1 protein-coding gene is annotated in these 462 nt (G+C 34.6%); it reads left to right on the top strand.

The features are described 5' to 3' along the window. Positions 1-123: 123 nt before the first annotated feature. Complete coding sequence (locus E1163_RS00675; RefSeq protein ID WP_155168600.1) at positions 124-336, top strand: helix-turn-helix transcriptional regulator; 213 nt, start codon at positions 124-126, stop codon at positions 334-336. Positions 337-462 lie beyond the last annotated feature (126 nt).

The raw sequence follows: 462 nt of genomic DNA on the forward strand, positions 1-462 counted from the left end.
ATCTCCTTTTAAGGCATTTCAAAGTTGTTTAAAAATATGATAATATCCTAATAAAGCATATTATTATCTGTCCTGGATTTGCTTTTCTTCTTTATTTTTGATCTGAGAACCAAAAACAAACTAATGGCGAAACCTATTTACAACAGGATAAAAGCAGTTTTGGCAGAACGTGGCAAAACAAACAACTGGTTAGCTGAAGAAATAGATATGAACACCAACACGATTTCAAAGTGGTGTAGAAATGATATGCAGCCAAGAATTGAAAGTTTGTTTCAAGTGGCTAAAGCCCTTGACGTTGATGTGAGAGAGCTGTTAGTGTCCACTAAGGGTAAGTAAATTTTAATACCAGTTGTTGTTTATACTGACCGATCCTGGTCCGTTCAATTATTGAATATAGTATAGAAAATGGCGAAATACATGGTGTGCTGATCCCGAATGGTATATTTTCTTCCGATGTAACAA

Source organism: Fulvivirga kasyanovii, from assembly GCF_009711405.1.
In the GTDB taxonomy this organism is placed as follows: Bacteria; Bacteroidota; Bacteroidia; order Cytophagales; family Cyclobacteriaceae; genus Fulvivirga; species Fulvivirga kasyanovii.